Origin of the sequence: Spirillospora sp. NPDC048819 (genome assembly GCF_040650055.1) — a bacterium.
Taxonomy (GTDB): Bacteria; Actinomycetota; Actinomycetes; order Streptosporangiales; family Streptosporangiaceae; genus Spirillospora.
Map to the genome: position 1 here is coordinate 21,058 of NZ_JBEZGN010000011.1, position 25,074 is coordinate 46,131.

Sequence of the window (25,074 nt, forward strand, 5' to 3'; positions counted from 1 at the left end):
GGTCCCACTGACCGGTATCGCCCATCGCGGGGGCGGCCGGGAGTCCGGATATTGTTCCTTGTCAGCAGCACCAATGGACCGGGGGGAGGACCGTGGCGAGGATCGCAGCGGGCAGGCTGTCCGCCGAGCCGAGCTCACCCGAGCAGCACGACCGGCGGCAGCGCATTCTGCGGGCCGCGTCCCGCATCGGCACGGAGAAGCCCCTCGAACGCGTGCAGATGCACGAGGTGGCGAAGGCGGCCGGGGTGGCGATCGGCACCCTGTACCGGTACTTCCCGTCGAAGGTCCACCTGTTCACCGGGGTGATGGTGGCGCAGGTCGACCGGCTCCGCGACCAGGTCACCGAGCCCGCGCCCGGCACCAGCCCCGAGGACGCGGTCGCCGACCTGCTGGTGCAGGCCAGCCGGCACCTGCTGGCGCAGCCCGTCCTGTCGACGTCGATGCTGCACGCGTCGAACACCGCGCACGTCGCGACCGTCGCCGACACCGTCCACATCGACAACACGTTCCGCGACATCCTGCTGCGCGCCGTGGGCATCGAGAGCCCGACCGCGCAGGACGTCACCCTCGTCCGGCTGCTGATGCAGTGCTGGTACGGGGTGCTCCAGTCGAGCCTGAACGGCCGCGCGTCCATGGCGGACGTGGAGACCGACATCCGGCTCGCCTGCCGGCTGCTGCTGGCGCCCCGCTCGAACGCCTCCGCCTCCCGGTGATCGGGATCGTCCCGGCGGACCGCTCCGGGACGCCGCTACCGTGCCGCCATGAATCGCTATGACGGCGTGAAAGTGCTGCTCACCGGGGCGGCGTCCGGCATCGGACGCGCCACCGCGATCCGCCTCGCCGCCGAGGGGGCCGCGCTCTACGCGGTGGACCTCTCCGAGAAGGGCCTGGCCGAGACCGCCGCCGCGGTCACCGGCCCCGGCACGATCACCACCCGCACGGCCGACGTCACCGACGAGCCCGCCGTGATCGCCGCCGTGGCGGACGCCGCGGAGACGCTCGGCGGCATCGACGTCCTCATCAACGTGGCGGGCGTTCACAAGACCACCCCGATCGAGACGCTGACGGTGGACGACCTGAACCGGCTGTTCTCCGTCAACCTCGTCGGGACCGCGCTGTTCTGCCGCGAGTCGCTCAAGCACCTCTCGGACGGCACGGGCGTGATCGTCAACACGGCTTCGCTGTCGGCGACGCAGGGCAACCCGTACATGACCGCGTACTCGGCGTCCAAGGGGGCCGTGCTGGCGTTCTCGCTGAGCCTCGGAGCGGAGCTGGCCGCGCGGCGCATCCGCGTCGTGCCGATCTCCCCGGGAGCCGTCGACACCCCGCTGATCAGGAACCCGGACATGTTCCCCGCCGGCCTCGACCTCGACTACTTCTCCAAGATCCGCTCGTACTTCGGCGCCGCCGCCCCGGAGCAGATCGCGTCCGCGATCGCGTTCGCCGCCTCGTCCGACGCCTCCTACTTCACCGGCGCCGACCTGCGCGTCGACGGCGGCTCGCACCTTTAGAAGGGACCCGCACATGGCACGCACCATCGCCGTCAGCGGAACGGCGTCCGGCATCGGCCAGGCCCTCGCCGGGCTCCTGCGCGACCAGGGCGACACGGTCATCGGGATCGACCTGCGCGACGCCGACGTCCGCGCCGACCTGAGCGGCCCCGAAGGGCGGTCGCGAGCCGTCGCCGAAGTCCTCGACCTCGCCGGCGGGACGCTGGACGGGGTCGTGGCCTGCGCCGGCGTCTCCGACTTCACGGTCCTCCCCGTCAAGGTCAACTACTTCGGAGCGGTCGCCCTCCTGGACGGCCTGCGGCCCGCCCTCGCCCGCGCCGAGGCTCCCCGCGCCGCCGTCGTCGGTTCCATCTCCGGAACCCACCCGGTGGACGACGCCATCGTCCGCGCCTGCCTCGACGGCGACGAGACCGCGGCGCTGCAGGCGGCGTCGAAGGTCGTCGAGGCCGGTGCCGGGAACCAGACGTACTCGTCCTCGAAGTCGGCGCTCGCCCAGTGGCTGCGCCGCGTCTGCGTCACCGAGGAGTGGGCGGGCGCGGGCATCCCGCTGAACGCGATCGCGCCGGGCGTCGTCCGGACGCCGATGACCGAGCCGCTGTTCGCCGACGAGGCCATGTTCAAGATCATGAACGAGGCGGTCCCGATGCCGCTGAACGGCTACGCCGACGCCGCCGTGATCGCCGAGGCGCTGCGCTGGCTGGTCTCCCCGGTCAACACCCACATGACCGGCCAGGTCATCTACGTGGACGGCGGCGCCGAGCCGACCCTCCGCGGCCCCGAGGTCTTCTGAGCGCACACCGTCCGAGCGCACCGGCTTCTGAGCACACCGATGGCCGCCCCTTCGCGCCGCGGGGCGGCCATCGGCGGGTCCATCAATACTTGCTGGTACCGGTGTTGTCGAGCTTGGCGACGCCGTAGGCGGCATAGGTCTGGTGCGGGTCGCGTCCCTCGAAGTAGGGGGTGAGCTGCTCCCCGAGTTCCTCGACGGAGAAGACGCCGTCCGCCGCGGTGAACTTGCGCTCCACGGTCGGCGCGGCCATCAGCGCCACCATGTCGCCATAGACGACGAACACCTGCCCGGTGATGTTCTCGGACGCGGGGGAGGCCAGGTACCCGACGAACGACCCGACCCGCTCGGGCGCCATGACGTCGAGCCCGCCCGGGGCCGTGCCCTCGGCGAACGTCGCCTCGGTCATCGCCGTCCGGGCGCGGGGGCAGATCGCGTTGGCGCGCACCCCGTACCGGCCGAGGCCCGCGGAGGTCGACAGCGTGAGCGCCACGATGCCGGCCTTCGCCGCCGAGTAGTTCGGCTGGCCCGCCGACCCGAACAGGAACGCCTCCGACGCGGTGTTGATCACCCGCCCGTAGACCGGGCCGCCGGCGGCCTTGCTCGCCGCGCGCCAGTGCACGGCGGCGGCGCGGGACACGGCCGCGTGCCCCTTCAGGTGGACGCGGATGACGTCGTCCCAGTCCGACTCGGACAGGTTGAACAGCATCTTGTCGCGCAGCACGCCCGCGTTGTTGACGACGATGTCCAGCGAGCCGAACGTGTCGACGGCGGCCGACACCAGCGTGTCGCCCATCGACCAGTCGCCGACGTCCCCGGTCACCGCGACGGCCTTGCCGCCCGCCTTCTTGATCTCGGCGACGACGTCGTCGGCGGCCGGGCCCATGTCGTTGACGACGACGCTCGCGCCCTGCGCGGCCAGTGCGAGCGCCTCGGCGCGGCCCAGCCCGGCGCCCGCGCCGGTGACGACGGCGGTGCGGTCCGCCAGGGAGAGGTCAGCGTTCATCGGATACCTCCAAGTAGGCCCCCGCCTTCAGGCGGGTGGGGGTGACCCGTGGAATCCCCTGTCCTTGGGCAGGGGAATGAGGTCAACGAAGCCTCCGGGTCGGCTCGAATGGCCCGATGGAGGCTAGTACGTATTCTAGTTTCGTCCCCGGCGCCGTCCCGCTGAGCGGGTGTGCCCACTGGCTCTGATCGGCTCAGACCGCTGAGTGGGACCGCCCTTGCCTCCAAATCAGAATGAATTCTAGTCTCATGCCCATGATGCTGAACCCGGCGCCACGCTGGGCGCGTGGCCGGGTCGGTGCGTGAGCCGGTTGTCCGGTCTGTTCGCTGTTCGAGGGAGATCTCATGGCTGAGGCCGTCATTGTCGATGCCGTCCGGACGCCGGTCGGCAAGCGTCACGGCGCCCTGTCGGGCCTGCACCCGGTCCAGTTGCTCGGCCTGACGCAGCGGGGGCTGGTGGAACGTTCCGGCCTGGCGCCGGACACGGTCGGGCAGGTCGTCGGCGGGTGCGTGACGCAGGCGGGGGAGCAGTCGAACAACGTGACCCGCAACGCGTGGCTGTACGCGGACCTGCCCTACCGGACGGCGTGCACGACGATCGACTGCGCGTGCGGGTCGTCCCAGCAGGCCGTGCACATCGTCGCCGGGCTGATCGCGTCCGGGACGATCCACACCGGCATCGGCTGCGGCGTCGAGGCGATGAGCCGGGTGTTCCTCGGCCAGGCGATCACGCCCGAGACCGGCAGCCCCGCCCCGGACGGCTGGGAACTGGACATGCCCGACCAGTTCACCGCCGCCGAGCGCATCGCGAAGAAGCGCGGCATCACCCGGGAGGACGCGGACGCGCTCGGGCTCGCGTCACAGGCCAAGGCGAAGGCGGCGTGGGCGGACGACCGGTTCGCCGGGCAGATACTCCCGGTCGAGGCGCCCGTCATGACCAGGGAGGGGCCGACCGGCGAGACCGCCGTCGTCACCCGCGACCAGGGGCTGCGCGACACGACCGCCGAGGCGCTCGCCGGGCTGAAGCCGGTCATTCCGGACGGCATCCACACTGCCGGGAACTCGTCCCAGATCAGCGACGGGGCGGCGGCCGTCCTGCTGATGTCCGCCGACCGGGCCGCCGAACTGGGCCTCCGGCCCCGCGCCCGGATCGTCGCGTCCGGGATGGTCGGCTCCGACCCGTATTACCACCTGGACGGACCGATCGATTCGACGCGGCACGTCCTCGACCGGGCCGGGATGAAGCTGTCCGACATCGACCTCGTGGAGATCAACGAGGCGTTCGCGTCCGTCGTCCTGTCGTGGGCGTCCGTGCTCGGCGCGGACCTGGACAAGGTCAACGTCAACGGCGGCGCCATCGCCCTCGGCCACGCGGTCGGCTCCACCGGCGCACGCCTCATCACCCAGGCCGTGAACGAGCTGGAGCGTTCGGACAGGTCCACCGCGCTCGTCACGATGTGCGCCGGCGGAGCGCACTCCACGGCCACCATCATCGAACGGATCTGAGGACCACATGACCATCGGACTGACGCAGGAGCACCGCGACCTCCGCGACGCCGTGCGCGCGTTCACGTCCCGGCAGGTGACGCAGGCGGCCGTGCGCGCCGCCGTGGACGCCGAGCGGGACGAGGTCCCGGCCTTCTGGGCCGACCTCGCCGCGCAGGGGCTGCTCGGCCTGCACCTTCCCGAGAACGCGGGCGGTGCGGGCTACGGCCTGGTCGAGCTGGCCGTCGTCGTGGAGGAGCTGGGGCGCGCCATCGCCCCGGGGCCGTTCCTGCCGACCGTCCTGGCGAGCACCGTGCTGCACCGGGCGGGGCACGGGGATCACCTGCCCCTGCTGGCCGACGGCACGAAGGCCGGCGCGGTCGGCCTGGACGCGGGCGGGCTGGCGCTGTCGCGCTCCGCCGGCGAGATCACGCTGACCGGCATTTCGGGCCCGGTCATGGGCGCCCCATCGGCGGACGTCCTCGTCGTGCCCGCGAAGGACGGCGACGGGACGGCCTGGATCGTCGCGCCCCGCGACGCCGTCAAGGTGCGCGAACTGCCCGGCCACGACCTGACCCGCCGCCTGGCCAGGATCGAGTCCGAAAACACAACTATCCCCGCGCGTTCAGTCCTGAACTTGGACTCACAGACCGTCCGCGATCTCGCGGCGGTGCTGTTCGCGGCCGAGGCGTCCGGGCTGGCCGACTGGGCGACGTCCACCGCCGCCGAGTACGCCAAGGTCCGCGAGCAGTTCGGCCGCCCGATCGGCCAGTTCCAGGGCGTCAAGCACCGCTGCGCCCGGATGCTCGCGCACGCCGAACAGGCCCGCGCCTGCGCCTGGGACGCCGCCCGTGCCCAAGCCGAAGTCCCCGCACACGGCGCGGCCTACGCGCAGAGCGAAGGCCGCGCTCACACCGGGAGCCGCGCGCAAGGCGAGGGCGGCGCACGGGACGGGGTTCGCGCACAGGACGACGGGGTCCGTACGCACGGCGACGGCACCATACGGGACGAAGTCCGCGTACATGCCGCAGTCCCTGCGCAGGGCAGGGCGCTCGCCCAAAGCACCGCCCGGGAGGAGGGCCGGCTGCGGGAGCAGGGGAGCGACTCGCGTGAAGCTTCGCTGGCCGCGGCCGTTGCCGGGGCGACGAGTGTGCAGGCCGCGTTCCAGGTCGCGAAGGACTGCATCCAGACGCTCGGCGGCATCGGCTTCACCTGGGAGCACGACGCGAGCCTCTACCTGCGCCGCGCCCAGACGCTCCGCGTCCTGCTCGGTTCCACGGCTAGCTGGCGCCGCCGCGTCGCGCGCCTCACCCTGGACGGCGTCCGCCGCGAACTCGGCGTCGAGCTGCCGCCCGAGGCCGAGCAGATCCGCGCCGAGGTCCGCGCCGAACTGGAGCCCGCCAAGGCCCTGGACGGCAGGGAGCGCCTCACCTACCTCGCCGACCACGGCTACACGTCCCCGCACCTGCCCGTCCCGTGGGGCAAGGGCGCCGACGCGATCACCCAGCTCGTCATCGCCGAGGAGATGCGCGCCGCCGGCCTCCGCGCCCACGACATGATCATCGGCAACTGGGTGGTGCCGACGCTGATCGCGCACGGCTCGCCCGCCCAGCACGAGCGGTTCCTGCCCGGTTCGCTGCGCGGCGACATCCGCTGGTGCCAGCTGTTCTCCGAGCCCGGCGCCGGCTCCGACCTCGCCGCCCTCGGCACCCGCGCGGAGAAGGTCGAGGGCGGCTGGAAGATCACCGGCCAGAAGGTGTGGACGTCCATGGCGCGCGAGGCCGACTGGGGCATCCTGCTGGCGCGCACCGACCCGTCCGTCCCGAAGCACAAGGGCTTGTCGTACTTCCTGCTCGACATGAAGTCGCCCGGCATCGACGTCCGCCCGCTGCGCGAGCTGACCGGCGACACCCTGTTCAACGAGGTGTTCCTCGACGGCGTGTTCATCCCGGACGACCTTCTTGTCGCCGCCGCAGGTGACGGCTGGAAACTCGCCCGCACGACCCTTGCGAACGAGCGGGTGTCGCTGTCCAACGACTCGTCCCTGGGCAGCGGAGGCGAGGCCCTCGTCGAACTGGCAGCCGAAGGCGCGGACGACGAGCGCCTCACCACGCTCGGCGGGATCCTCTGCGACGCCCAGTCCAGCAGCCTGTTCGGCCTGCGCACCACGCTGCGCTCCCTCGCGGGCGGGCAGCCGGGCGCCGAGTCCAGCATCGGCAAGCTCATCGGCGTCGAGCACATGCAGCAGGTGTGGGAGACCGCCGTCGACTGGATCGGCCCGGACGCGCTGACCGGCGAGGGCGAGGGCGGAATGGGCGACCCGACGTGGATGTTCCTGAACTCGAGGAACATGTCGATCGCTGGAGGTACGACGGACGTGCAGCTGAACATCATCGGCGAGCGGCTTCTCGGCCTGCCCCGGGACCCGGTGGCGTGATGACGATCGACCTGCACTCCGAAACCCGGCCGTGCGGCGTGGACGCGGCCTCGGCGGCGGCCCGCCGGGTCATCGACGCCCTCGTCGGGTCCGGCGACATGACGGACGCCGACATGGCGGACATCGCCGACCGGCTCAACGCCGTCGCCGACGATCTGGAGGAGACGGCCCCGTCGCGGAACGACCGCCTCGTCAACATGTGGGTCGGGGACGGCAACACGCGCCACGATCCGGTGACCGGCCCCGAGAACCCGATCGCCCCGCCCCTGGAGTACGTCGGCGTCGACTCCCACACCATCGAGGCCACGACGACGCTCGGGCTGCCCTACCAGGGCCCGCCGTCCAGCGTCCACGGCGGCGTGTCGGCCCTGCTCCTGGACCACACGCTGGGCGTGGCGAACGGCTGGGCGGGCACATCGGGCATGACGGCGGAGCTGACGCTGCGCTACCACCGCCTGACGCCGCTCTTCGAACCGCTGACGATCACCGCCAGGCAGATCTCGGTGGACGGCCGCAAGATCCGCACGGAGGGCGCCATCCGGACCGGCGGCGAAGACTGCGTGACCGCCGAGGGCCTGTTCATCGCCAAACACCCGCCCCGCCCCCGCTGACAAGGACTCCGAACTATGTAGACTGAATCTACGTAGGTTGAATCTACATAGTTCGGAGCCACCGTGTTCATCGGCAGGAAGACCGAACTGGCGCTGCTGGCGAAGCGGCTGGAGCGGGTCTCCACCACGGGCAGGGGAACGGCCGTCGCCCTCCGGGGCCGCCGTCAGGTGGGCAAGTCACGGCTCGTCCAGGAGTTCTGCGACCGGTCCGAAGTGCACTACGTCTTCTCCACGGCCACCAAGGGCGCCTCACCCATCGAGGCGGTGGCCGCGTTCCTGCGCGACCTCAAGGAGTCGGCCCTGCCGGCCGACCCCGAACTCGTCCCGCTCCTGGACAACGGCAGTTGGCCGGACGCGCTCCGGATCCTGGCCTCGACCCTCCCCGACAGGCCGTCGATCGTCGTTCTGGACGAGTTGCCATGGCTGGCCGAACAGGACCCCCTGTTCGACGGCGCACTGCAAACCGGCTGGGACCGGCTGCTGTCGTCCAAGCCCGTCCTTCTCCTGCTTCTGGGCAGCGACGTCCATATGATGGAAAGGCTCACCGCCTACGACCGGCCCTTCTATGGCCGCGCCGACAATCTGATACTCGGCCCCCTGAACCCGGCCGATACGGGCCAGGCCCTCGGTCTGGACGCGGCGGACGCCATTGACGCGCACCTCGTCTCGGGTGGCCTGCCCGGCATCATCCGCACCTGGCCGCACGGAACACCCGCCCTCGAATTCATCGAAACCGAATGCGCCGACCCGGCCGCGGCCCTTTTCAACGTCCCAGAGGCGTCCCTGCTGGCCGAATTCCCCAACCCCGACATCTCCCGCCGCGTCCTGGAGGCCGTCGGCGCAGGCGACCGCACCCACGCCAACATCGCCGCGACCGCTGGCAGCCGAGAAGGAGTCCTGCCCTCGGGGACCCTTTCACCGCTCCTGCGCCGCCTCACCACCGAAAAGAACGTCCTCGCCATTGACGAGCCCTTGTCCACCAGACCGGGAAAGCCCGCCCTCTACCGGATCGCCGACAGCAACCTGCGCCTCTACCTGACCGCTCTGCGAGCGGCACACGAACAGGCCCGCCGAGGCCGTCCCGAAGCGGGTTTCCGCCTCGTCCGGCGCCGCTGGACGTCCTGGCGCGGCCGGGCGGTCGAGCCTCTGATCCGCCAAGCCCTCGAACTAACGGACCTGCCATGGCCGGACGTCGAAACGGTAGGCGGATGGTGGAACCGCCAGTTCAACCCGGAGATCGACCTCATCGGCGCGGACCGAGCCCCCGTCGCGGACCGCATCTGCTTCGCCGGCTCGATTAAATGGCTCAACAGTCCTTTCGACGCCCACGACCTGGCCGAACTCCGCCGCTCCGCGACCCAGGTCCCCGGCCTTGACCCTGCAACGACGGCCCTGGTGGCCGTCTCCCTTTCGGGCGTGGAGGCCACCGACCCGATCGACCTGGTCTGGACGCCGCGAGACGTCGTCGCGGCCTGGCGCTCCTGATCCATCAGATGACCGGGGGCGCGGACCCGAACCAGGCGAGGTAGCGGAGCTGCCCGGCCCTTGCTTCCTGCACGCCGCGCCTGGATCAACTGGGCGTGGCTACCGATGGTTTCTGGGCAGCATGCATTTACGATCGACGCATACGAGCATGATCAGAAACCGACGGATGCGCAGGCTCGTGCCCCCGGCGAGGATCTGTGCCGATCAACGAGGGGCCTACGGTCGTCATGACGAACGAACCTGTTGCGAAACTCCACCCCGGGTACAGCAGCGCCGGTGCCACGGCGACACCGTGGAGTGAAGTGGTCGCCGTCCTGGAGCGAGCAGAGATCTTTTGGATCTCGACGGTCCGGGCCGATGGCCGACCACACGTCACGCCATTGCCGGCCATGTGGCTCGACGGCGCGCTGTACTTCAGCACCGGGCTCGAAGAGCAGAAGGGCCGCAACCTCGGACGCAACCCGAACTGCGTCCTCACCACCGGGAACAACGCGTATCGGCGTGGCCTCGACGTCATCGTCGAGGGGCGGGCGGAACGCGTCACCGACCGCACGACACTGGAACGCCTCACCGAGTTGTGGCAGTCGAAGATCGGATGGCCCTACGACGTCGTCGAGGGCGGCTTCCGCCACCGCCCGGAGGGCCCCCAGCCGGAGACGCAAGACCCGGAGGAAGTGGTCCCGGTGTTCGCCGTGAGGCCGTCGAAGATCCTCTCGTTCGGCCGCGGCGAGCGGTTCGCCCAAACCCGCTACCGACTTTGAACTGAGAACTCCCGCGCCCCTGCGCTCTCGATTCACCAGGTGGACGGATACATGCGGTGCTTCAGCAGCAGATCGACCTGCTCGGCCGCCGCCTTCACGTCCCCGCAGGGGAAGAGGTAGCCGAACCGTCCGCGCTGCGCCTGGTAATACGCCCAACCGCCACCGGGAATGGCTCGCACGCTCACCAGCACCCCGACGTCCTCCGCGACTCCGCTGGCGTATATCCACAGCAGCGGCACCGGCAACGGAAATTGCTCGCGTTCGTAAAGTTTGACGCACCTCCACCCGTGCGCCTTCGCCGCGACGGCGAGCACCTCAAGAAGCCGCACCGTGCTTTTGCGTCCGCAATACGTCCGCCAGCGCAGGAGAAACTGCTCCATCAGACCGCCACCCTCGCCCAAACCCACTTTCCGCGAGGCTCGGTCTTGGTCACCCTGCACTCGACCGACAGGGCTTGGACGAGCGGCAAACCGCGCCCACCCATCCCGTCGTCGTGCCCGGCGTCGAGTGCCCGTGCGTCGGGGACGATGTCGTCCAGCGTCATCTCCGTCAGCGGCCGGACCACCGGCATGACCTCCGACGAGTCCCACACCCCCAGGACGACGGCCCCGTCCTCCCGAACGAGCCTGACCCGGATCTCCCGATCGGGCGTGCTCCGGACGGCGTTGGTGATCAATTCGCTGGCGACCAGATAAACGTCGTCCGCGTTGCCGGCCACACCCCATTCCCGAAGCCGGAACTCGACCAGCGTCCGCATCATCCCCGGCGCGGTAGGCGCCGCCAGAAGCGACATATCCAGTTCGCCCGAATTAAGGGCATTGATCCCCACGTCTTTCTCCTTCGTCCTCGAATTCCCGGGACAAGACTGGGATCGCTGACTTACTTTGTCACCGTTGTCGGACACGACGGCAACTCAGTCAGCGCCCGGAGGGGGAATCGATCATGGTCAACCCGTCACCGAACCCGGAGATCTCGCTCTACGCGCTCATGGCCTACTACCTGCGCTTCCTCCGTCAGAAGCACAAGATGACCCAGACCCAGGTCGGCCAGCTCATCAACTGCACGAAGAGCCAAGTTTCCAAATACGAGGGCGGTACCCGCCAACTGGACGAACACGAGTGCGCCGTCCTCGACAAGGCCTGGGACACCGGCGGCCTCTTCACGATCCTGCTCCACTACGCCAAGCTCGGCGTCGACCCCAACTGGCACGAAAAGCTCCGCAGGTACCTGCGGGAGGCAGCGACGCTCCGCTTCTTCTACAACAACGTCATCCCGATGCCGTTCCAGAGCGAAGGGTATGCGCGGTCCTTGTTGATGGAGGGACATGACGCGCTAATAGTCGATGACGTCGAGCGCGCGGTCACAAAGCGGATGGAACAACAGGAGGCGATACTGGCTGGCGACCCGGCGATATGGGCCGTCCTAGATGAGGCCGCTCTCCGCCCGATGGGAGGCACCGCGGTCATGGAGGAGCAGCGTGACCTGCTGCTCAAGCTCATGAGCCTCCGGAACATCTCCATTCGCGTGATCCCGGAAAGCGCACTTCCCCACATCGGAATCGACGGCGGGTTCACCTACTTCGAACTGCGGAACGGTGGCCGGGCGGCGTTCGCGGGCACGGTCCTCGAGGTCGGGCGCATCATAGAAGATCAGGCCGAAGCGGCTGGCGTAGCTGTACGCTTCGAAAGGATCGCCGCGCGATCCTGGAGCGAAGACCAGTCCCGCGAGTGGATAACAAGGATGCGCACATGACAGTCTGGCGAAAGAGCAGCCACAGTGGCGTGGGGGGCACAAGTGAGTGCGTCGAACTCGCTCGCCTGCCCAACGCCGTCGGTCTTAGAGACAGCAAGGTGCCCGAGTCCGGTCACCTCGCCCTCACCCCCGAAGCCTTCACCGCCCTCCTTGCCCAGGTGAAGCGGGACGAGCTTCCCCGTTGACTCCCTCGCACACCCTGATCTGAGCCCCGGTCGCGCCCGGGGCTTTGGTCTTGTCCGGCAGTGGTCGCCGCAGACGTGGCTATACGCTTCGAAAGGATCGCCGCGCGGTCCTGGAGTGAGAACCAGTCTCGCGAGTGGATGGCAAGGATGTGCACATGACGACCTGGCGAAGAAGCAGCTACAGCGGTGTAGGGGGCACCGACAACTGCGTGGAACTTGCCCGTCTCCCCACTGGCATCGGTGCTCGTGACAGCAAGGCACCCGAGGCCGGTCACCTCACCCTCACCCCCGAAGCCTTCACCGCCCTCCTCGCCCAGGTGAAGCGGAACGACCTTCCCCGCTAACCCCCTCGCACCCCCCGTCTGAGCAGATCATGGAGGTGATGGCGTGAGCCTGGTATGGCGCACGTCGAGCCGGAGCAACACTCAGGGCAACGAGTGCGTTGAGGTGGCCGATCTGGGTGGGCGAATCGGTCTGCGGGACAGTAAGGCCCCCGAGGCCGGGCACCTCGCGCTCAATCCCGAAGTATTCGCTACTCTCCTGGCCAGCGTGAAGCGGGACGAGATTCCCCGCTGACTCCCTCGCACACCCGCCCATCTGAGTCCCGGTTTCGGCCGGGGCTTTGGTCTGTCCGGCAGTGGTCGCCGCAGACGTGGCTATACGCTTCGAAAGGATCGCCGCGCGGTCCTGGAGTGAGAACCAGTCTCGCGAGTGGATGGCAAGGATGTGCACATGACGACCTGGCGAAAAAGCAGCTACAGCGGCGCGGGAGGCACCGACAACTGCGTGGAACTGGCCCGTCTCCCCACGGGCATCGGTGCTCGTGACAGCAAGGTGCCCGGGGCCGGTCACCTCACCCTCACCCCCGAAGCCTTCACCGCCCTCCTCGCCCAGGTGAAGCGGGACGAACTGCCCCGCTGACTTCCTCACACACCCCCATCTGAGCCCCGGTTGCGGCCGGGGCCTTGTCGTGTCCGGGCAACGTGCGTGCGGCTGATTCGGGGGCGGGCTCCGGTAAACGTCGTGTCCGGCAGTGGTCGCCGCAGTGCTCTCCTCGCGGTGAATGCCCGTCCTCCTCACGAAGGTCATGAATGACGGGGAGACCTTCGCCAGTCCCCGCGAGGAGGGACGAGTTGGTGATGATCAGAACGAGACGAGCCGTGGCGTGCGGTGCCGCGCTGATGGCGGCCGCAATGGCGGGCACGCTGGCGGCGGTGCCCGCACAGGCGAATGGTGCGAAGTGGCGAGTCTTCGACGCCCGCCCGACCCCCGGCTCGGACGACTTCCGGGCGGTGGCCGTGTCGAGCAAGCGCAACGCATGGGTGTTCGGGGGCGTGATCGGTGACACCCCGCCCATGCGGCCCATCGCGAGGCGCTGGGCGGGCGGCGTGTGGCACGACGTCGACCTGCCGGACGGCGTCGTCGGTGGCATCGACGCCGCCAGCACGACCTCGGCCCGAAATGTGTGGGCCATCGCCGACTACGGTGACGCGGGGCCTTCTTCCGCGCTGCGCTGGGATGGGAAGACGTGGAGCATCTCTCACCAGTGGGCGGACGGGCTGACCAGCGACGTGATCACCACCGGCCGCCGCGACGTCTGGGTCTTCGGCTACTCGCGGGCCGGGGCGGGCGTGGGGACCTGGCATTTCGACGGGAGCCGATGGAGCCGGGCCGACGTCGGTGATCTCCTGCCGGAACGCGGCAGCGTCGTCTCCGCACGCGACATCTGGGCCGTGGGCGCCCAGCGGTCGACCGGCTGCGGAGACCGCACGGTCGCGCATTACGACGGCAGACGGTGGAGCGCCGTCCCCACCGGTGACGCGTTGCCGCCCGACATCCCGCAGCCCGACGAGGGCGGCCCGTACCAGTGCGTGCACCTGCGCGACGTCCTCGCGACGTCCCGGCGGGACGTGTGGGTGGCCGGGTTCGTCTACCGGTCGGACGGTGGGGACCATAACGAGGAGCAGGCCGTTCTGGCCCACTGGGACGGCACGACCTGGCGGCGCGAGGACGTCCCGGGCAGGCATATTCCCGAAAGGCTCGCCTCCGACGGGCGCGGCGGGCTGTGGACCATCGGCTGGGGCGATCCGTACGGTCCTACGCCCGAGTCCACGCCGCTGATGCACAGGGCGGCGGACGGCACCTGGCGAACGGCGACGATCGACACGGGTGGCCGTACCGCGGAGATCACGGAGTTGGCGCTCGTCCCCGGAACCCGGTCGCTGTGGGGGGTTGGCCGGATCTTGACCCCGGAGGCGAGGGACGGGGCCATCTACCGCTACCGCTGATCCGATGACGGAGCGGCGCCCGCCCCGGCGTATGCCGGGCCGATGGTGACCGCTTCGCCGCCTCGGCGTGAGGCGGGAACAACGGCCGGGGCCATGGGGTTACATCATGTGGTCGGTGTGCCTGGAGTCCCCGGGCCTCACCTATTGCCTTCGCGGAATACCGTCCGGCTGGAGCCGCGTCGCGCCCCTCGCCGAGAGGCGACCCGCACACCGGCCCCAATTCCAGAACAGACCCCGGCCGGCGCCCCACTCGCCGCCGGGGTCGCGTTCTTTCCGGCCCCGGAGCGGGGACGCGTCTACCCGTGAATGGAGAACCGCGTCTGTTCCTGGGTGGCGCTGCCGGCGTGGCTGGCCGCGCTGCCCGCCGCGCCCCCGCGGGCCCGTGCTGGTCAGCGAGCGACGTACCCGCCGTCGACGGGGAGCGCGACGCCGACGACGAAGCTGGCGCCGGGGCTGGACAGCCACAGGACGGCCTGGGCGATCTCGTCGGCGCGTCCGAGGCGGGCGATGGGCTGGTCGGCTTCGGCCTGGGCGCGGTCGAGTTCGCCGTTGGCGATCATGTCGGTGACCATCGGGGTGTCGATGGTGCCAGGGCATACGGCGTTGATCCGGATGCCCCGCGGGGCGTATTCGAGTGCGGCGCTCTTGGTGATGCCGATCACGCCGTGTTTGGAGGCGTGGTAGGAGGCGCGGCCGGGGATGCCGACCAGGCCGCCCAAGGAGGAGCAGTTGACGATGGCGCCGCTGCCCTGGGTACGCATCTGGCGCAGTTCGTGCTTCATACAGGCCCACACGCCGCGCAGGTTGATGGCGTTGACGCGGTCGAAGACCTCGATGTCCTCGTCGGCGGCATCAGCGGGCGGGATCTGGATTCCGGCGTTGTTGAAGGCCATGTCCAACCGCCCGAAAGCGTGGACGGTCTGGTCGACCATGGCGGCGACCTGGCCTTCGTCGGTCACATCACAGGCCGCTGCCAGGACCTGGTGCCCGGCGGCGGTCAGCTGCCGTGCGGCCTGGTCCAACGCGTCGGCGTTCAGGTCGGCGAGGACGACCGCAGCGCCGGCTTCGGCGAAAGCGTGCGCGGTGGCCAGGCCCATCCCGGAGGCGGCGCCGGTGACCAGCGCGACCTGGCCGGTGAAGTCGTAGGTCGGGTTCACGTGGTTCTCCCAATGGCTGGTGGGCGTTCTCGGGGTCTGACCCCGGAGAGCCGGTGGTTTTCAGTTACCCCGCGAATGGGCGACGGCCGTGGACGGAGAGCAGATCGGTGTCTCGTGAGCGTCTGTTTCTGGGGTCCGCGGGGTTGGGAGCGCTGCCGGCGTGGCTGGCCGCGCTGCCCGCCCGGCCCCGGCGGGCGGCGCTGGTTCCCACGGCGGCCAACCCGCTCGCGTCCGCCCCGTACGTCCAGGCCGCCGCCGACCTGCTGACGTCCGAAGGGCTGGTGGTCGAGTATCTGGATCTTGAGCACGCTGCGCACGATGACGTCAGGCGAGTATTGACGCGGTCGCAGGTCGTCTTCGTCGTCGGCGGCTACGCGATGTTCCTGCTGCAGCACGCCCGCCGAAGTGGGTTCGCTCGGCTCGCGGCGACCGCGATTCGCAGTGGGTCTCTGGCCTATGTCGGGATCTCGGCCGGGGCGGCCCTCGCGGGACCGGATCTTCGGTCTTTCCAGGACGCGGATGATCCCGGGATCGTCTCGTCCACCGCCGGACTCGGCCTGGTCCCGTTCGTGGTGCTGGCCCACCGCGATCGGGGACGTGCCGCACGCCATGACCGTCAGGCTGCCGAACTGCCATGGCCCGTGGTCTCGATCCGTGATGACCAGGCCGTCACCGTGGCCGGCACGGGCTGGTCGATCCGGTCTTCCCCGGGGTGATGTCACGTTTCGGGGGTTCGGTGAGTCGTGAGGGGCACATGCAGGGAACAAGCTTTTGCGGCCTTCGGGTCGGGCGCCTTTGGAGGAGTCATGACGTCACCCATCCTGGTCACCGGTGGTACGGGCACGCTCGGGCGGCACGTCGTCCCGCTGCTGCGCGAAGCCGGACGTGACGTGCGGGTGCTCAGCCGCCGCGGCCGTGAGGCCGAGGACGGTGTCGAGTACGTGACCGGTGACCTGCTCAAGAACGAGGGGATCGAGGCCGCGATCGGCGGGTCCGAGATCGTCGTCCACCTCGCGGGCGGTGCCAAGGGCGACGACGAGGCCACCCGGAACCTGGTGCGGGCCGCCGCGCGGGCGGGGGTGAAGCACCTGGTGTTCATCTCGGTCATCGGCTCCGACCGGGTCCCGCTGGCCTGGCTCAAGACTCAGCTGGACGCGGAGCAGGCCGTGATCGACTCGGGCGTGTCGTGGACGATCCAGCGTGCCGCCCAGTTCAACGACCTCGTCCTGAAGGTCGTGCAGAGCATGGCTAAGTTCCCGGTCGTCCCGAAGCCGGGCGGTCTCCGGTTCCAGCCGGTCGACGCGCGCGACGTCGCCGAACGGATCGCCGGTCTGGCGCTCGGTGAGCCTGCCGGGCGGGTGCCCGACCTCGCCGGCCCGAAGGTCTACGGGCTGGACGAGCTGGTCCGCGGATACCTCAAGGCGCGCGGCAAGCGCCGCCCGATGATGCCCGTCCGCATCCCCGGAAAGGCCGGCCGCGCCTACCGCGCCGGCGACAACCTGGCCCTGGACGGAGCCGACCACGGCACCCGCACCTGGGAGAACTTTCTGGACGAGCGGCTCGGGCAGGCGGGGAAGACACCGGCCGGCAGCCTGTCGCCCGGCAACCGCTGAAGCCCGCACGCCCATCGAGCCCCGGTTGCGGCCGGGGCTCTTGCACGTCCGGCAACGGGCTGCCCCGCGGCGCTGGAACCGGATGTGAGCGGTCGCCATCTAAGTCGTGTTTTCGCGCCCGGTGGGGCGCTGTGCCGGGGGCGGCCGAACGGGGTTTGGCATGGTGCGGGGAACAGCGGCCGCGAGCGGTCGGCGGAACGACCGGGGCGCCGGGGCGCTCGAATACGGGGCGCTCGTCGCGGTCGCCGCGATGGTGGTCGGAATCCTGTTCACCGCCGTCCCCGGTGTGGCCCAGCCCGGGATCAAGAACGCCGTCTGCGACCTGTTCGGCGGCGAGTGCGGGGACGGCGGGCAGGGCGGGGACGGCGGGGACGGCGGGGACGGCGGGGACGGCGACGGTACGGAACAGGGCGGTGACCAGCGGGAGCCCGTGGCTCAGGCGCCCTGCGCGGTGTCGACCGTGGAGCGCAACACCATCCGCCAGACCCTGCTGGGCATCGACACCACGACCGAGGGCGAGACGCACACGGTGCAGATCTTCTCCGACGGCGGGGCGATGCTGAAGGAGGGCACCGTCCACGGCTCGGGCACGTCGATCGGATTCTCGTTCAACCTGCCGAAGGGCGCCGGCGGGTCCGTCCAGCTGAGCGGCGGCGAGATCACCGAGCAGGGCGACATCCTCTACTTCCCCACGGGTGAGGACCGGGACAGGTACATCGCCTACCGCCGGGCTCTCCAGGACCTTGAGCGCAAGGTCTTCACGGGGGAGGTGACGCGGGAGCAGATGCTGGCCATGCAGAGTTCCCTGTCCGCCTTCCGGGCGGGAATGATCCAGTCGCAGTACACCAAGGTCGGCCACGAGGGGACGGTCAAGATCGCCGGGTCGCTGTTCGGGGCGAGCACCGCGGCCGAACTGGGCATCGGCTCCTCGTCGGTGGTGGAGCACAACGGCGACGCGGGCGAGACCACGACGACGTTCCAGGTCGACGCGAAGGCGCTCGGGCAGCTCGGCATCATCGTGGCGGGGGAGGCGCACGGCCAGGTCGACGGGCAGGTCAGCCTCTCGGTCACCACCGACAAGGAGGGCCGCCCGAAGAGCCTGAAGATCGGCGGCCAGATGGCGTTCCAGGGTCAGGTCAACGGCCTGAACGGGGACCTCGGCGGTGTGACGGACTACGCGCCGACCGACAAGATGGGACGGCTCGGCGGCCTCATCGACGCGGCGGCGGTGAGCGTCGGGGTGACCCACACCGAGGATCCGCGGGGAATGCTCCAGGTCGAACTCGGGCTCGACCTCACCGATCCGGGGAACCGGGCGGCGTTCGAGAGCTTCCTCGAAAACCCCGGCGACCCGGACGCGCTGCTCACCCAGCTCGGCGACAAGGGCACCCTCGACCTGCGGGCCTACGAGGGGAAGTCGGAGAAGGAAGGCGCCGAGCTGGGCATCCAGGCCGTGTTCGGCATCGGCGCCAAGGCCGAGAACACCACGACCACCATGACCCTGACCGACGCGTACACGATGGACGGCCAGGGCCTGCACCGCCGCACCGACTGCCTCAAGTGAAGGGTCACGAGTGGCCGAGGAGGGTCAGGGCGGTGAGGGAGACGGTGCCGACCAGGACGGTCGAGAGGGCGCCGAGGAGGAGGCCGCGCCGGCCCGTCCGCAGCAGGGCGCGGACGCGGACGGACGTTCCCAGGCCGAACATCGCCGCCGCCAGCAGCACCGTCGAGATCTCCTTCGCGCCGGTGAGGACCGGGGCGGGGACGGCGCCCGCGCTGCGCAGCAGCAGCATGGCCAGGAAGCCGGCGACGAACGGCGGCACGATCGGCGGGCGCTTCCCGCCGTCCGCGCCGCCTGCCCGGCGTTCGAGGACGCCCATCCCCGCGACCATCGGCGCGAGCAGCACCACCCGCGTCAGCTTCACGATCACGGCCGTGCCGACCGCCGCCGCGCCGGCCGGGGACGCGGCCGCGACGACCTGCGCGACCTCGTGGACGCTCAGCCCCGCCCACATGCCGAGCGACTCGGGGTCCAGGCCGAGCACGCGGCCGCCGAGGAACGGGACGGCGGCGATGGCGGCGCCGCCGTAGATCGTCACGAGCGTCACGCCGGTCGCGACGTCCTCCTTCTCGCTGCGGGCGACGCTGTCCATGGCCACGATGGCGGAGGCCCCGCAGATCGAGAAACCCGTCGCGACCATGAGGCCGAGGCCGCGTGACACGCCGAGCAGCCGGGCGAGCGCGAGCGTCCCGGTGAAGGCGAGCACGACGGTGGCGACCACGACGGCGAGCAGGCCCGGGCCGAGGCGCAGCACCTCGGTCAGGCTGAGCTGCAGGCCGAGCAGCACCACACCGGCGCGCAGGAACGTGCGGGTCGCCCACTGCAGGCCGTGCGCGGTGACCGCGGGCAGCGTCCCGCCGGCCAGCACGCCGATGAGCACCGCGACGGTGAGGGCGCTCAGCGCCGGAACGAACCGGTTGACCGCGATCGCCAGCGCGGCGCCGCCCGCCGCCACCGCGATGCCCGGCGCGGCCCGCCTCCGCCGTGCCGCCGCCCGCAGCGGGCGGATCACTTCCAGCGTGCTCATGCATCCGAGCGTTCCGCGGCGGCCGCGGTCCCGGTACCGGCCGATTCGACCTCACGTCATAGCCTGAAGGCATGACCCCACCCCCTGACCCCGGGCCGTCCGAGCCCGGGCCGTCCGCCCCCGGGCCGTCCGAGCCGGGGCCGTCCGACCCCGGGCCGTCCGACCCCGGGCCGTCCGACCCCGGGCCGCACGGCAGCACGAGGCCCCCTGACACGAGGCCCCCTGACACGAGGCCCCCTGACACGAGGCCCCCTGACACGAGGCCCCCTGACACGGGGTCGCCCGGCGGTGAGCTGCCCGACGTCGATTCGCTGCGGCTGCTCGTGCTGGTCGCCGAGCGGGGCAGCCTGACCGCCGCCGCCACGGAGCTGCGGATCAGCCAGCCGTCCGCGAGCAAACGGCTGTCCCGGCTGGAACGCCGGCTGGGGGTCCGGCTCGTCGACAGGACCCGCAGCGGCTCGACCCTCACCCCCGCCGGGACGCTGGTGACCGGCTGGGCGCAGCGGGTCCTGGACGCCCTCAACGCGCTCGCCGACGGTGTCGAGGCGCTCCGCCGCGAGCACACCGGCCACCTCACCGTCGCGGCCAGCCTCACGATCGCCGAGTACCTGCTGCCCGCCTGGATCGGGGAGCTGCGCCGCGCCGACCCCGACCTGCGCGTCGGAATGCAGGTGACGAACTCGGCGCACGTCTGTGAACTCGCGCGGCAAGGCGAGGTCGACATCGGGTTCATCGAGTCGCCGGGCCGCCCCGCCGGGCTGCGGTCCAGGGCGGTGGCGGGGGACCGGCTGGTCCTCGTCACGCCGCCCGGTCACCGGTGGGCGCGCCGGAAGCGCCCCGTCCCGCCGGCCGAGGTCGCCGCGACGCCGCTGATCAGCCGGGAGGCGGGCTCGGGCACCCGGCAGGCCGCCGCGCAGGCGATGGCCGCGCACGGCCTCGACCTCGCGCCGCCGCTGCTGGAACTCGGCTCCGCCACGGCCGTGCGCAGCGCGGTGGTCGCGGGCGCGGGACCCGCGCTGATCAGCGACCTCGTCGTGGCGGCCGACCTGGCCACCGGGACGCTCGCCGAGATCCCCATCGAGGACGTGACGGTGGAGCGTTCCCTGCGGGCCGTCTGGCGGATCGGCACCACCCCGTCCGGTCCCGCCGCCGCGCTGCTGTCCCACGCGCGCCGCCCGCCGGCCCGAGCCTGACGGACGGCGCCGCGCGCATCAGGAGATCTCGGACTCGACCTGCCTGCGCAGCACCTTGCCGGTGGCGTTGCGGGGCAGCGGGTCGGTCGTCACATGCCAGCGGGACGGGACCTTGAAGTAGGCGAGCCGCTCCTTGGCGAAGCGCGTCAGCTCCTCGGCGGAGGGCGGGGCTTCGGCGAACACGGCGACCGCGACGACCTCCTGGCCCAGGTCCGGGTGGGGGACGCCGACGACGGCGCACTCCCGGAGCCCCGGGTACTCGGCGAGGACGTTCTCGACCTCGATCGGGTAGATGTTCTCGCCACCGCGGATGATCAGGTCGGAGCGGCGGGTGGTGAGCCGCAGCCGCCCCTGCTCCATGACGCCGATGTCGCCGGTGTGGAGCCAGCGGTCGCCGATGGTGCGGTCGGTGGCCTCGGGGTCCCGCCAGTAGCCGGTCATGTTGTAGGCGCTGCGGGCGCAGACCTCGCCCTCGACGCCCTCCGGGACGGGCTTGCCCTCGGGGTCGCGGATCTCCACCTCGACGCCGAGGTTCGGGCGGCCGAGCGTCCCCGGCGCCTCGGCGAGGTCCATGGGGGTGGCGACGGAGATGGCGGTGCACGACTCCGTCAGCCCGTAGCTGTCGACGAGGGCGGCCCGCGCGGGCGGGAACACGGCCTGGAGCCGCTCCTTGAACGCGGGCGACGACGGCGCCGAGGCCAGCGCGAACGCGGTGAGCGACGACAGGTCGTACTTCGACAGGTCGCCGTGCTCCATCATGCGGTGCGCCATCGTGGGGACGGCGCCCCAGTTCGTCACCCGTTCCTTCTCGACCAGGCCGAGGACCTTGTCCACGTCGAACCCGCCCTCGGTCATGATCACGGCGGTGCCGGTGGCGAGCCGTGGGACGGCGAGGTTGTGCAGGGACGCGATGTGGAACAGCGGCAGCGCGAGCAGGTACCGGCGCGACGACGGGTCGATGCCGAACATCTCCATCATCGCGTCGTTGAACCGGTGGTACTCGATCACCGAGGTCAGGTTGCGGTGGGAGTGGACGGCTCCCTTGGGACGCCCCGACGTGCCGCTCGTGTAGAGGATGACCGCCGGGTCGTCCTCGGGGACGTCCGGGACGTCCAGTTCGGCGCCCGGGTAGCGCGCCGTCAGGGACGGGACGTCCTTCTCGACCGTCAGCACGTCCTCGGAGATCAGCTCGGCCCTCTTCTCGTCCGCGATGACGATCTTCGGGTCGGTGTGGCCGAGCGCGTACTCGATCTCCTGCGGCGCCCACCAGGCGTTGTAGCCGACCGGGACGGCGCCGGCCGCGACCGCCGCCCAGAACGACACGATCCATTCGGGGGAGTTCGCCGCGTTGATCGCGATGCGGTCGCCGGGCTCGACGCCCAGGTCGTCCCGCAGCGCCTTCGCCATGGACGCGACGGCGGCGGTGTGCTCGGCGAAGCTCATGCGGCGGGACGCGGTGACGATGTAGTCGCGGTCGCCGTGCGACGCCGAGCGGACGAGGACCTCGCCCAGGCTGCGGGCGCGGTTGGCGAACACGGGCACCCGGGCGCCCAGCACGTTCTCCTCCCGCAGTTCGAACTCGCCGCCCGGGCCGGTGAGCTTCTCGATGTCCATCGAACCCCTCCTCGTCGCCGACGGTTCATTGTCCGCGGCCCATCGAGCGCTTCACCAGCACATTCCGCTCAGCGGGACGGCGGAAGGCCGTCCCCGGCCGATGAATTCCCGGTGAGCGGGACTGGGCCTATCACGTGCGCCGCGTCACATCACCATGACCGTCACCAGGACTGACTGGGCCGGGCCCGCCGAAACGACGGGTGAGGACCGGGCTGGGCGCGAAGCAGTACTGAGCGGAGTGGCAATGGGAAGCCTGAGCGACAAGGTCGCGATCATCACCGGGGCGGGGCAGGGCGTGGGGCAGGGCATCGCGCTCGCCCTCGCGTCCGAGGGCGCCGCGATCGCCGTGCTCGGCCGCACGGAGGCCAAGCTGGACGCGACCTGCGAGCTGATCCGGGAGCGGGGCGCGAAGGCGGAACCGTTCGTCTGCGACGTCGCGGACACCGAGGCCGTCCCCGGCCTGGTGGACCGGGTCGCGGAGACGTTCGGCGGCATCGACGTCCTGGTCAACAACGCCTACGCGGGCTCCTACGGCCCGCTGCTGTCGATGAGCGACGCCAAGTTCCAGAAGGGGTTCCGCACCGGCCCGTTCGCCGCGTTCGCCTTCATGAGGGCGTGCCATCCGCACATGAAGGCGCGCGGCGGCGGCAGCATCGTCAACCTCGTCACCTCCGCGATGGTCCGCTGGGACCCGGCCACCTACGGCGCCTACGCCGCGGCGAAGCAGGCGCTCCGGTCGCTGACCCGGACGGCCGCGGCCGAGTGGGGCCCGGACGGGATCCGCGCCAACAACATCGCCCCCCACGCCCTCTCGCCGGGGCTGAAGTGGTGGGCGGACAACAATCCCGAGGCGGCCGAGGAGTTCCGCGCGTCGATCCCGCTCGGCTACATCGGCGACTGCGAAGAGGACATCGGCAGGGCGGTGGTGGCGCTCGTCCAGCCGGGCATGCGCTACCTCACCGGCGCGACGATCCCGCTCGACGGCGGCCAGGCCAACTTCGGCTGACGCCGCGCCGCGCACGGCGCACACCTTTCGGCAAGGAACGTTCCATAAGGCGCCCGGCGGCGCGGGCAGCCCCCGGGCGCGGACCGCCCCCGGCGACCGAGACGACAGACCACCGCCCCCCGCCTGACATCACCCCACCCACCCCACTCGCCGCCCACGCGGCCGGTGAAAGGAGTACGACCGATGAAGGTCGACAAGATCGGACGCCTCGCAGTGGGCGCCCTGGCGGTCGCGCTGGTGACCGCGTCCTGTTCCAGTAGCCGTTCGGGCGACGACGGGGTGTCCTCCGGCGACTCGGACGCCAAGCCGGCGGCCGCCACGGCGTTCGGGACGCTCCCGTCCCCGTGCGGGCCGGGCGACGCCAAGGGCAAGACCGACCAGGGCGTCACCGACGACGCGATCACGATCGGGTTCGGCGACGACCGCGGCTTCCCGTCCGCGCCGGGCCTGTCCAAGGAGATGGGCGACGCCGTCGCCGCGATGGTCGACTGGTGCAACGAGCAGGGCGGCATCAACGGCCGCAAGATCAAGGGCAACCAGTACGACGCCGCCTACATGCAGTCCGCGAAGGTGATGCAGGAGTCCTGCAAGCAGGACTTCTTCCTCGTCGGGCAGGGCTTCGCGATGGACGAGGCCGCCGAGCAGCACCGGGTGGCGTGCAAGCTGCCGACGGTCGCGGGCTTCACCGTCGGCCCGAACGCCGCGATGGGGCCGATGAAGTACGAGGCCGTCCCGTACCCGGTGGACATGATGAACATCGGCGGGCTCCGCATCGCGGAGAAGCTCTTCCCCGACTTCAAGAAGAAGACGGACATCCTGCTGTCCACGTCCCCGGCCGTCAGCGCCGGCACCACCAAGATCACCGGCGCGATGAAGGAAATCGGCATGGAGCCGATGAAGTGCGGCGTCCGGCTGAACGACAAGGGCGAGAGCAGCTACATGCCGTTCGCCGAGAAGATCAAGGACTGCGGGGCCAAGTACCTGTGGTCGTCGGACTCGCCCGACCCGGGCCAGTTCAGCCTGCTGGAGTCGATCGAGCGGTCGGGCGCCGAGCCGAAGTACGTCTTCGAGGCGACCTGGTACAGCCAGGCGGTCTCCAAGTGGAACACCGCCGGCACCGGTGACGGCCTGCACATCGGCATGATCTTCCAGCCGCTGGAGAATGCGGCCGCGGTCCCGGCGGTGAAGCAGTACACCGACCTCGTCACCGCGAAGAAGGGCAAGGTCGCGCTGCTCGGCATGCAGGCCACATCCTCGTTCCTGCTGTGGGCGCAGTCCGCGGACAAGTGCGGCTCCGACCTCACCCGGCAGTGCGTGATCAACGAGCTGTCCAAGGTGCACGAGTGGACGGGCGGCGGCCTGCACGCGCCGACCGACCCCGGCAACAACAAGCCCGCCTCGTGCGGCCTGATGGTCAAGCTGACCGGGACGAAGTACGAGCAGATCCACCCGAAGAACACCGGTGAGTTCGAGTGCGGCCCCGAGTTCACCGTCAAGATCGACAAGGCGAACTGGGGGACGAAGCTGAACGAGGACCGCATCTCGACGAAGTTCCTGACCGACGACGTCATCAAGCCCCAGACGTCCTGAGCCGGA

The 25,074-nt window shown here is 70.7% G+C and carries 26 protein-coding genes; 20 read left to right on the top strand and 6 right to left on the bottom strand.

Translation table 11 applies throughout. From position 1 onward, the window contains the following. Positions 1-92 precede the first annotated feature (92 nt). The 3 genes from AB0C35_RS17210 to AB0C35_RS17220 are packed head-to-tail and all read left to right on the top strand — an operon-like array spanning position 93 to position 2,301. Positions 93-713 (top strand): TetR family transcriptional regulator, encoded by a 621-nt coding sequence (locus tag AB0C35_RS17210; protein WP_358456357.1) that lies wholly within the window; start codon positions 93-95, stop codon positions 711-713. A 48-nt stretch (positions 714-761) separates the two neighbouring features. Beyond that, positions 762-1,511: an SDR family oxidoreductase gene (locus AB0C35_RS17215; RefSeq protein ID WP_358456359.1), complete on the top strand. Its 750-nt coding sequence runs from the start codon at positions 762-764 to the stop codon at positions 1,509-1,511. 13 nt (positions 1,512-1,524) lie between these two features. After that, positions 1,525-2,301, top strand: coding sequence for an SDR family oxidoreductase (locus AB0C35_RS17220; protein ID WP_358456362.1), 777 nt, complete (start codon positions 1,525-1,527; stop codon positions 2,299-2,301). A gap of 82 nt (positions 2,302-2,383) precedes the next feature. On the opposite strand, the gene AB0C35_RS17225 is transcribed toward AB0C35_RS17220, so the two are convergent. Further along, positions 2,384-3,304 (bottom strand): 3-oxoacyl-ACP reductase, encoded by a 921-nt coding sequence (locus AB0C35_RS17225; protein ID WP_358456365.1) that lies wholly within the window; start codon positions 3,302-3,304, stop codon positions 2,384-2,386. 344 nt (positions 3,305-3,648) lie between these two features. On the opposite strand from AB0C35_RS17225, the gene AB0C35_RS17230 reads away from it, so the two are divergent. From AB0C35_RS17230 to AB0C35_RS17250, 5 genes are all read left to right on the top strand, one after another. Further along, the gene (locus tag AB0C35_RS17230; protein WP_358456367.1) at positions 3,649-4,809 is read left to right on the top strand and encodes a steroid 3-ketoacyl-CoA thiolase; all 1,161 of its coding nucleotides are present in this window, start codon (positions 3,649-3,651) and stop codon (positions 4,807-4,809) included. Between the two features lie 7 nt (positions 4,810-4,816). Continuing rightward, positions 4,817-7,225: an acyl-CoA dehydrogenase gene (locus AB0C35_RS17235; protein ID WP_358456369.1), complete on the top strand. Its 2,409-nt coding sequence runs from the start codon at positions 4,817-4,819 to the stop codon at positions 7,223-7,225. Then, complete coding sequence (locus AB0C35_RS17240; protein ID WP_358456372.1) at positions 7,225-7,836, top strand: PaaI family thioesterase; 612 nt, start codon at positions 7,225-7,227, stop codon at positions 7,834-7,836. The genes AB0C35_RS17235 and AB0C35_RS17240 overlap by 1 nt, the downstream gene beginning before the upstream one ends. Positions 7,837-7,899: 63 nt before the next feature. Beyond that, a complete protein-coding gene (locus tag AB0C35_RS17245; protein WP_358456374.1) occupies positions 7,900-9,321 on the top strand; it encodes an ATP-binding protein in 1,422 nt (473 codons plus the stop codon). A gap of 227 nt (positions 9,322-9,548) precedes the next feature. Further along, on the top strand, positions 9,549-10,082 hold the full coding sequence (locus tag AB0C35_RS17250) for a pyridoxamine 5'-phosphate oxidase family protein (protein WP_358456377.1): 534 nt from the start codon (positions 9,549-9,551) through the stop codon (positions 10,080-10,082). 32 nt (positions 10,083-10,114) lie between these two features. On the opposite strand, the gene AB0C35_RS17255 is transcribed toward AB0C35_RS17250, so the two are convergent. Both AB0C35_RS17255 and AB0C35_RS17260 read right to left on the bottom strand, forming a co-directional pair. Further along, on the bottom strand, positions 10,115-10,462 hold the full coding sequence (locus AB0C35_RS17255) for a hypothetical protein (RefSeq protein WP_358456379.1): 348 nt from the start codon (positions 10,460-10,462) through the stop codon (positions 10,115-10,117). Continuing rightward, the gene (locus AB0C35_RS17260) at positions 10,462-10,911 is read right to left on the bottom strand and encodes an ATP-binding protein (RefSeq protein WP_358456382.1); all 450 of its coding nucleotides are present in this window, start codon (positions 10,909-10,911) and stop codon (positions 10,462-10,464) included. The genes AB0C35_RS17255 and AB0C35_RS17260 overlap by 1 nt, the downstream gene beginning before the upstream one ends. A 113-nt stretch (positions 10,912-11,024) precedes the next feature. Between AB0C35_RS17260 and AB0C35_RS17265 the strand changes: the two genes are divergently transcribed. The 6 genes from AB0C35_RS17265 to AB0C35_RS17290 all read left to right on the top strand — a co-directional run bounded on the left by AB0C35_RS17265 (position 11,025) and on the right by AB0C35_RS17290 (position 14,307). After that, on the top strand, positions 11,025-11,834 hold the full coding sequence (locus AB0C35_RS17265; protein ID WP_358456384.1) for a helix-turn-helix transcriptional regulator: 810 nt from the start codon (positions 11,025-11,027) through the stop codon (positions 11,832-11,834). Further along, positions 11,831-12,019, top strand: coding sequence for a DUF397 domain-containing protein (locus tag AB0C35_RS17270; RefSeq protein WP_358456387.1), 189 nt, complete (start codon positions 11,831-11,833; stop codon positions 12,017-12,019). Before AB0C35_RS17265 ends, AB0C35_RS17270 begins: the two co-directional genes overlap by 4 nt. Positions 12,020-12,174: 155 nt before the next feature. Further along, entirely contained in the window at positions 12,175-12,363 is a 189-nt protein-coding gene (locus tag AB0C35_RS17275; protein WP_358456390.1) for a DUF397 domain-containing protein, read from the top strand. Positions 12,364-12,406: 43 nt separating this feature from the next. After that, positions 12,407-12,595 (top strand): DUF397 domain-containing protein, encoded by a 189-nt coding sequence (locus AB0C35_RS17280; protein ID WP_358456393.1) that lies wholly within the window; start codon positions 12,407-12,409, stop codon positions 12,593-12,595. 156 nt (positions 12,596-12,751) lie between these two features. Continuing rightward, the gene (locus AB0C35_RS17285) at positions 12,752-12,940 is read left to right on the top strand and encodes a DUF397 domain-containing protein (protein WP_358456396.1); all 189 of its coding nucleotides are present in this window, start codon (positions 12,752-12,754) and stop codon (positions 12,938-12,940) included. Positions 12,941-13,155: 215 nt separating this feature from the next. Continuing rightward, entirely contained in the window at positions 13,156-14,307 is a 1,152-nt protein-coding gene (locus tag AB0C35_RS17290) for a hypothetical protein (RefSeq protein ID WP_358456399.1), read from the top strand. Positions 14,308-14,696: 389 nt separating this feature from the next. Here the strand turns inward: AB0C35_RS17290 and AB0C35_RS17295 are convergent, their stop codons facing one another. Continuing rightward, entirely contained in the window at positions 14,697-15,464 is a 768-nt protein-coding gene (locus AB0C35_RS17295) for a glucose 1-dehydrogenase (protein ID WP_358456402.1), read from the bottom strand. A 143-nt stretch (positions 15,465-15,607) separates the two neighbouring features. Here AB0C35_RS17295 and AB0C35_RS17300 point away from each other — a divergent pair, with 143 nt between their 5' ends. From AB0C35_RS17300 to AB0C35_RS17310, 3 genes are all read left to right on the top strand, one after another. Continuing rightward, on the top strand, positions 15,608-16,180 hold the full coding sequence (locus AB0C35_RS17300; RefSeq protein WP_358456404.1) for a Type 1 glutamine amidotransferase-like domain-containing protein: 573 nt from the start codon (positions 15,608-15,610) through the stop codon (positions 16,178-16,180). Positions 16,181-16,270: 90 nt separating this feature from the next. After that, positions 16,271-17,077, top strand: coding sequence for an NAD(P)H-binding protein (locus tag AB0C35_RS17305; protein WP_358456407.1), 807 nt, complete (start codon positions 16,271-16,273; stop codon positions 17,075-17,077). Positions 17,078-17,237: 160 nt separating this feature from the next. Continuing rightward, positions 17,238-18,641, top strand: a complete 1,404-nt coding sequence (locus AB0C35_RS17310; protein WP_358456410.1) for a hypothetical protein — start codon at positions 17,238-17,240, stop codon at positions 18,639-18,641. 4 nt (positions 18,642-18,645) lie between these two features. Here the strand turns inward: AB0C35_RS17310 and AB0C35_RS17315 are convergent, their stop codons facing one another. Continuing rightward, positions 18,646-19,665 (bottom strand): putative sulfate exporter family transporter, encoded by a 1,020-nt coding sequence (locus AB0C35_RS17315; protein WP_358456413.1) that lies wholly within the window; start codon positions 19,663-19,665, stop codon positions 18,646-18,648. A 71-nt stretch (positions 19,666-19,736) separates the two neighbouring features. Here AB0C35_RS17315 and AB0C35_RS17320 point away from each other — a divergent pair, with 71 nt between their 5' ends. Further along, entirely contained in the window at positions 19,737-20,858 is a 1,122-nt protein-coding gene (locus AB0C35_RS17320) for a LysR substrate-binding domain-containing protein (RefSeq protein ID WP_358456416.1), read from the top strand. Positions 20,859-20,876: 18 nt separating this feature from the next. Here AB0C35_RS17320 and AB0C35_RS17325 read toward each other — a convergent pair whose 3' ends face one another. Then, positions 20,877-22,472 (bottom strand): class I adenylate-forming enzyme family protein, encoded by a 1,596-nt coding sequence (locus AB0C35_RS17325; protein WP_358456417.1) that lies wholly within the window; start codon positions 22,470-22,472, stop codon positions 20,877-20,879. A 244-nt stretch (positions 22,473-22,716) separates the two neighbouring features. Between AB0C35_RS17325 and AB0C35_RS17330 the strand changes: the two genes are divergently transcribed. Beyond that, positions 22,717-23,478: an SDR family oxidoreductase gene (locus AB0C35_RS17330; RefSeq protein ID WP_358456420.1), complete on the top strand. Its 762-nt coding sequence runs from the start codon at positions 22,717-22,719 to the stop codon at positions 23,476-23,478. Positions 23,479-23,661: 183 nt separating this feature from the next. Continuing rightward, the gene (locus AB0C35_RS17335; protein WP_358456423.1) at positions 23,662-25,068 is read left to right on the top strand and encodes an ABC transporter substrate-binding protein; all 1,407 of its coding nucleotides are present in this window, start codon (positions 23,662-23,664) and stop codon (positions 25,066-25,068) included. The last annotated feature ends 6 nt before the right edge of the window (positions 25,069-25,074 follow it).

Excerpts from the sequence above, each read along its gene's own strand:
- AB0C35_RS17320 (WP_358456416.1), top strand. The coding sequence starts at position 19,737 with ATGACCCCACCCCCTGACCCCGGGCCGTCCGAGCCCGGGCCGTCCGCC.
- AB0C35_RS17230 (WP_358456367.1), top strand. The coding sequence starts at position 3,649 with ATGGCTGAGGCCGTCATTGTCGATGCCGTCCGGACGCCGGTCGGCAAG.
- AB0C35_RS17310 (WP_358456410.1), top strand. The coding sequence starts at position 17,238 with ATGGTGCGGGGAACAGCGGCCGCGAGCGGTCGGCGGAACGACCGGGGC.
- AB0C35_RS17325 (WP_358456417.1), bottom strand. The coding sequence starts at position 22,472 with ATGGACATCGAGAAGCTCACCGGCCCGGGCGGCGAGTTCGAACTGCGG.
- AB0C35_RS17315 (WP_358456413.1), bottom strand. The coding sequence starts at position 19,665 with ATGAGCACGCTGGAAGTGATCCGCCCGCTGCGGGCGGCGGCACGGCGG.
- AB0C35_RS17305 (WP_358456407.1), top strand. The coding sequence starts at position 16,271 with ATGACGTCACCCATCCTGGTCACCGGTGGTACGGGCACGCTCGGGCGG.
- AB0C35_RS17330 (WP_358456420.1), top strand. The coding sequence starts at position 22,717 with ATGGGAAGCCTGAGCGACAAGGTCGCGATCATCACCGGGGCGGGGCAG.
- AB0C35_RS17335 (WP_358456423.1), top strand. The coding sequence starts at position 23,662 with ATGAAGGTCGACAAGATCGGACGCCTCGCAGTGGGCGCCCTGGCGGTC.
- AB0C35_RS17285 (WP_358456396.1), top strand. The coding sequence starts at position 12,752 with ATGACGACCTGGCGAAAAAGCAGCTACAGCGGCGCGGGAGGCACCGAC.
- AB0C35_RS17265 (WP_358456384.1), top strand. The coding sequence starts at position 11,025 with ATGGTCAACCCGTCACCGAACCCGGAGATCTCGCTCTACGCGCTCATG.
- AB0C35_RS17250 (WP_358456377.1), top strand. The coding sequence starts at position 9,549 with ATGACGAACGAACCTGTTGCGAAACTCCACCCCGGGTACAGCAGCGCC.
- AB0C35_RS17275 (WP_358456390.1), top strand. The coding sequence starts at position 12,175 with ATGACGACCTGGCGAAGAAGCAGCTACAGCGGTGTAGGGGGCACCGAC.
- AB0C35_RS17240 (WP_358456372.1), top strand. The coding sequence starts at position 7,225 with ATGACGATCGACCTGCACTCCGAAACCCGGCCGTGCGGCGTGGACGCG.
- AB0C35_RS17255 (WP_358456379.1), bottom strand. The coding sequence starts at position 10,462 with ATGGAGCAGTTTCTCCTGCGCTGGCGGACGTATTGCGGACGCAAAAGC.
- AB0C35_RS17220 (WP_358456362.1), top strand. The coding sequence starts at position 1,525 with ATGGCACGCACCATCGCCGTCAGCGGAACGGCGTCCGGCATCGGCCAG.
- AB0C35_RS17270 (WP_358456387.1), top strand. The coding sequence starts at position 11,831 with ATGACAGTCTGGCGAAAGAGCAGCCACAGTGGCGTGGGGGGCACAAGT.
- AB0C35_RS17235 (WP_358456369.1), top strand. The coding sequence starts at position 4,817 with ATGACCATCGGACTGACGCAGGAGCACCGCGACCTCCGCGACGCCGTG.
- AB0C35_RS17215 (WP_358456359.1), top strand. The coding sequence starts at position 762 with ATGAATCGCTATGACGGCGTGAAAGTGCTGCTCACCGGGGCGGCGTCC.
- AB0C35_RS17225 (WP_358456365.1), bottom strand. The coding sequence starts at position 3,304 with ATGAACGCTGACCTCTCCCTGGCGGACCGCACCGCCGTCGTCACCGGC.